Genomic DNA, 6,178 nt, shown 5'->3' on the forward strand with positions numbered 1-6,178 from the left:
TGGGATTGGTCGGTCAAGTATCCGGTATTGCGCTTTAGCTTTGGCAGCGGCAAATTCACGGACATCCAAGGCCTCACCCATGCCTTAGATACCCAACTCAGTCATCTAGAACAGCAGTTTGGAATCACAGCACGCTTTGAGCATGTCGGTGGGCGCTTTGCTGATCTGATTTTACAATTACAGCAGCAAACCCAACAGCCGGTGGTGATTCTAATTGATGAATACGATAAACCGATTTTAGATGCCCTTGATTATCCCGAGGTCGCTAAAGCCAATCGGGATTTTTTACGGGGCTTCTATAGCACGATCAAGGATTATGATGCCTATATCAAATTCAGCTTTTTAACGGGAGTCAGTAAATTCTCAAAAGTGAGTTTGTTTTCGGGTTTGAATAACTTACTGGATATTAGTTTAGATGCTCACTATTCCAGTATTTGTGGCTACACCGATACGGATATTGATACTATCTTTAGTCCTGAGTTAGAAGACTTGGATCGAGAAGAAATTCGACATTGGTATAACGGTTATAACTGGTTGGGTGAAGGGGTTTACAATCCTTTTGATATTTTACATTTATTTAGGAGTCGCCAGTTTGGGAATTACTGGTTTGAAACGGGCACACCCAGCTTCTTAGTTAATCTGTTATTCAAACGTCAAGTTACATCTTTATCTTTAGATCAGACCTTTACAAGCAATCAAGTGCTGTCTAGCTTTGACATTGAAGACATAGCCACCGAAGCCTTATTATTTCAAACGGGTTATCTCACGATTAAACAAGCGGAACGCATTGCTCAACAAGATTACTTCCATTTAGGCTTTCCTAATTTAGAAGTACGGCAGAGTTTAAACGAAAGCTTGCTGGCCGTTTTAGTCAAGGACAAATCCAAGCAGGCTGTCAACAGCGCTCAATTATATCGTTTGCTGTTGAAGAATGACTTCGAGGGACTCAAGGGAATCTTTCATGCCTTCTATGCGAGTATCCCGAATAATTGGTATAACAGTAATAAGATTCAAGAGTATGAGGGCTTTTATGCCAGTGTCTTTTATTCTTATTTCGCGGCTTTAGGTTTAGATATCATCGTTGAGGATGCTAGTAATCTCGGACGCTTAGATATGGCTTTGAAATTCAATCAGCAGGTTTACTTATTTGAATTTAAGGTCGTGAATAGTAAGCCACGCGGCAAAAGCAAAGCCTTGCAGCAATTGCAAGACCGACACTACGCGGATAAATACCGCCATCTGAATCAACCGATTTATCTCATCGGGGTCGAGTTTAGTAAGAAAGATCGGAATATCGTCGGCTTTGCTGTCGAGCAAGCCTAAACCACTCAAGCACCATGCACAAAAGTCTGGCATGAATCCTGCCTCCAAGCCTTAAAACCGTTATACTAGCCTAGCATTACAAGCTGATTACCCCCTGTTAGGCTGGGTTAAACATCTTACTTACGAGGTCAAGGTTACATGGGTTTGAAGATTAAAAAGCTCCTAATCGCCAACCGTGGCGAGATTGCCATTCGGATTTTACGAGCTGCTGCTGAGTTGGGTTTAAAGACGGTATCCATTTACACCTATGAAGATCGCTTCTCACCGCACCGTTATAAAGCAGATGAGGCTTACCAAATTGGTGCTGATGATGAACCTTTAAAGCCTTATCTTGATATTGAAGGCATTATTCAAATTGCTAAGCGCTATGGCGTATCTGCGATTCATCCGGGTTATGGTTTCTTATCTGAAAACGTCCGCTTTGCGCGGCGCTGTCGGGAAGAAGGCATCGTGTTTGTTGGCCCTAGCCCTGAGGCGATGGAAAAGCTCGGTGATAAAGTCGCTGCCAAAGAAATTGCCATTGCTGCGGGTTTGCCAATTATTCAAGACAGCCGTGAGCGATTAACTAGTTTAGAAATTGCGCGCAAAGAAGCAGATCGCATTGGTTATCCCTTGATGCTGAAAGCCGCAGCGGGTGGTGGCGGACGGGGCATGCGCGTCTTGCGCAAAGCAGATGAGCTAGAAAAAGCTTATAACGATGCACGCAATGAGGCGCTCAAAGCCTTCGGTGATAACACCGTCTTCCTAGAAAAATATATCGACTCACCGAAGCATATCGAGGTGCAAATCCTCGGTGATACGCATGGCAACTTAATTCACCTGTATGAGCGTGATTGCTCGGTACAACGCCGTTTCCAGAAAGTAGTGGAAGTCGCCCCCAGCACAGGCTTGAAAGATGAAACCCGCCAAAAGCTGTATGATTATGCCTTAGCGATTACCCGTCATGTTGATTATTCCTGTGCAGGCACGGTCGAGTTCTTAGTGGATGCTGAGGAAAATATTTACTTCATTGAAGTCAATCCACGGGTGCAAGTCGAGCACACCATCACGGAACAAATCACTGGCATCGACATTGTACGTAGCCAGATTCTGGTCGCTGATGGACGTAAGCTCAGTGATAACGGCATTAATATCCAATCGCAGGATGAAATTCGCTGCAATGGTTATGCCGTACAATGTCGGATCACCACTGAAGACCCCGAAAATGGTTTCAAACCGGACTACGGCACGATTATCGCCTATCGCTCTACGGGTGGTTTTGGGATTCGTTTAGATGTGGGTGCAGCTTATCCGGGGGCGAAAGTTTCGCCGTTCTTTGATTCGATGCTGGTGAAAGTCACCTCTTGGGGTCGAACTTTAGACGGCGCGATTAGCCGTAATTTACGAGGCTTGAAAGAATTTCGGATTCGTGGCGTCAAAACCAATATTGGTTTCTTAGAAAATGTTTTGGAGCATCCCGTCTTCGCCGCTGGTAAATGCACGGTCACTTTCATTGACCAACATCCAGAGCTCTTCCACACCCCACAACGCTTTGACCGTGGCACCAAGACCCTTAAATTCGTCGCCAATGTGACGGTGAATGGCAATCCTGATGTTAAAAAGCCAGACCGGAACAAGCACTTCCGCAAACCTATCCTGCCAGATTTCCCGATTGTGGGCGACTACCCCAAAGGCACAAAAAATAGGCTCACCGAACTGGGTGCAGAAAAATTCTGCCAATGGGTCAAAGACCAACCGCATATTTTCTACACAGATACAACTATGCGGGATGCGCATCAATCTTTGCTCGCGACGCGGGTACGGACGGATGACATGCTACGGGTCGCTGAAGGCTTTGCCAAAAACCATCCACAAATCTTCTCTTTAGAAATGTGGGGGGGAGCAACCTTTGACGTGTCGATGCGCTTCTTGCATGAATGCCCGTGGGATCGTTTAAAATTATTGCGCGAAGCCGTCCCGAATATTCTCTTCCAAATGCTGTTCCGTGGCTCGAATGCCGTTGGTTATACCGCTTACCCTGATAATCTGATTGAAGCCTTCATCGAGAAATCATGGCAACAAGGGATTGATGTTTTCCGTATCTTCGACTCCTTAAACTGGATCGAAGGCATGCGTAAATCCATTCAAGTGGTGCGTGAACGCACGGGTGGAATTGCCGAAGGTACGATTTGCTATACGGGCGATGTGCTCCGCACCGATCCGGGCTACAAATACAATCTGCAATATTATCTCGATCTAGCTAAACAGCTTGAAGATGCGGGTGCACACATGCTCGCAGTCAAAGATATGGCGGGCTTATTGAAGCCTTATGCCGCTGCCAAACTGATTCCTGCCTTAAAAGAAGCCGTCAGTATTCCGATTCATTTACATACCCATGATACCGCTTCGATTCAAGCTGCGACTTTATTGAAAGCGATTGAATGCGGTGTTGATGTGGTCGATGGCTGCTTAAGTTCGATGTCGGGTCTCACTTCACAAGTCAATTTGAACTCACTGATTGCCGCCATGGAAGGCCAGCCCCGTGAGCAAAAATTTGATCTGCGTTCCTTGAATGATTACGCCAACTATTGGGAAGACGTGCGGGAAATGTACTATCCGTTTGAATCGGGCCTCAAAGCAGGCACAGCGGAAGTATATAACCATGAAATTCCCGGCGGCCAATACTCTAACTTGCGCCCCCAAGCGATTGCTTTAGGTTTAGAGCATAAGTTTGAAGAAGTGAAAGAGAATTATGCGGTGGTGAATCGCATGTTCGGCGATATTGTTAAAGTTACTCCCTCCTCCAAAGTGGTGGGGGACATGGCGATTTACATGACCTCCAATGGTTTGACTGAACAAGATGTGATGGAACGTGGTAACACCCTCGCCTTCCCTGATTCGGTGATTGATTTATTCAAAGGTGGCTTAGGGCAAATCCCCGGTGGCTTCCCGACTCAACTCAGTGACATTGTGCTCAAAGGCGAAAAACCGAATGCGGGTCGCCCGAATGATCACATGAAGCCAGTTGATTTGGAGGCTGAATTTGCTGCCTTCAAACAAGCGTTTGATGTGGATCGCAGCTTCCTCGATTTCTTATCCTACAAAATGTATCCCGCTGTTTATAAAGAGTTTTATAAACATCAGCAGGAATACGGCGATGTGAGCCACCTACCGACCCCTCTATTTTTCTATGGCCTCAAGATTAATGAAGAGGTGTTAGTCGAACTCGGTCAAGGAAAAGTCCTGATCGTGCGCTTGCTGTATCGCTCGGATGCCGATGAAAATGGCAATTGCATTGTCACCTTTGACTTCAACGGCCAGATTCGCTCAGTCACCGTGCGTGATCTTGCGGTGAAACCCACCAAAGCCAGCAATCGCAAAGCAGTTGGCGAGAAAGAAATTGGTACTTCCTTGCAAGGTAAACTCTCTGCCATCATGGTCAAACCCGGCCAAGAAGTAGAGCAAAATACCCCGCTGTTCGTGATTGAAGCCATGAAAATGGAAACGACTATTACGGCCCCGGCTGCTGGCAAAGTGAAGCAAGTTCATTTGCATCAAGGTGAATTGGTGGAACAAGGGGATTTAGTGGTAGAGATGGAGTAAAAACTTAGGATCAAGGCTGAATTGGCTCTTTGGAAATCAACCAAGAGCCAATTGGGTTTAAAATATTAGCCTCGCTCGAGTACAGCAGCGCGATTGGCAGCAAGGACAAACCCTACTTGCAAACTTGAGCTAAGATGCTTAAATTTGTAGCCCTACTTAGCCAGCGAGGAACTTTCTAAAAAAATTAAACTCTATACTTCCCTTCATCTATTTTTAAGCTGACACCACAGTCAGGCTTCAACTAATAACAATAAGGACGAAAATCTTATGCGTACCAAACAAGAGATCGTAGCTAATTGGCTACCTCGCTATACCGGCTTAACTCCAGAAACCATTGGGCAATACATTTTGCTGGTCAATTTCAACCAATACGTGGAAATCTTTGCACGCTGGCATAATGTGCCGATTCTTGGGGCTGACCGCAGTATGCCGAATGCGACCGCGAATAATATGACGATTATTAACTTTGGCATGGGCAGCCCCAATGCGGCCACCGTGCTCGATTTACTCAGCGGCGTGCACCCCAAAGCCGTGTTGTTTTTAGGCAAATGCGGGGGCTTGAAGAAAAAAAATCAACTCGGTGATTTGATTCTGCCGATTGCTGCAATTCGTGGTGAAGGTACTTCCAGCGACTATTTCCCCGCTGAAGTGCCTGCTTTACCTGCCTTTAGTTTGCAAAAAGCGGTGTCTACCACTATCTCGCGTAAATATCAGCGCGAATACTGGACAGGTACAGTTTACACCACCAACCGCCGTGTCTGGGAACATGATGAAACTTTCAAGGCCTATTTAAAAAGCATTCGCTGCATGGCGATTGATATGGAAACAGCGACCATTTTTAGTGCAGGCTTCTTTAATGAAATTCCAGTCGGTGCTTTATTGCTGGTTTCTGATCGCCCGATGGAACCTGAAGGGGTAAAAACAGCAGCCAGTGATAAAAAAGTCAGTGAAGCCTTCGTGGATCAACATTTACAAATTGGCATTGACTCGCTCAATGAATTGATCAATAACGGTTTATCGGTCAAGCATTTGCGCTTTTAAGGCTTGGGGATTAGATGAGCACTAGCCCATCCACTTATCAATTAAGCGTTTATCAGGATCAATCAGCTATGCCTAACCCCTTAAGCGCCACAACTTATGCAGCCTTTTTGTTTGATGTGGCATACGGCCTACCTGCCGTTTCTAAGCTGCCTATCCGGCAGTGAACCACGGGTGACTGCCTACCACCCGACCCGCGCTTTTCTAAGCTGCCTATCCGGCAGTGAACCAACAT

The 6,178-nt window shown here is 46.0% G+C and carries 3 protein-coding genes; all 3 read left to right on the top strand.

Annotation, left to right across the window (positions count from 1 at the left end; translation table 11 throughout):
* Window positions 1-1,323, top strand: a 1,323-nt coding sequence (locus B5D50_RS19115; RefSeq protein ID WP_143594428.1) for an AAA family ATPase, incomplete at its 5' end; no start/stop codon positions are given.
* Between the two features lie 138 nt (window positions 1,324-1,461).
* Window positions 1,462-4,905 carry a pyruvate carboxylase gene (locus tag B5D50_RS19120; RefSeq protein ID WP_078924255.1) on the top strand — a complete coding sequence of 1,148 codons (3,444 nt, stop codon included), beginning with the start codon at window positions 1,462-1,464 and terminating at the stop codon, window positions 4,903-4,905.
* A gap of 267 nt (window positions 4,906-5,172) precedes the next feature.
* Window positions 5,173-5,946, top strand: a complete 774-nt coding sequence (locus B5D50_RS19125) for an AMP nucleosidase (RefSeq protein WP_078924256.1) — start codon at window positions 5,173-5,175, stop codon at window positions 5,944-5,946.
* Window positions 5,947-6,178: the final 232 nt, after the last annotated feature.

This window comes from Thiothrix eikelboomii, assembly GCF_900167255.1.
GTDB classification, from domain to species: Bacteria; Pseudomonadota; Gammaproteobacteria; order Thiotrichales; family Thiotrichaceae; genus Thiolinea; species Thiolinea eikelboomii.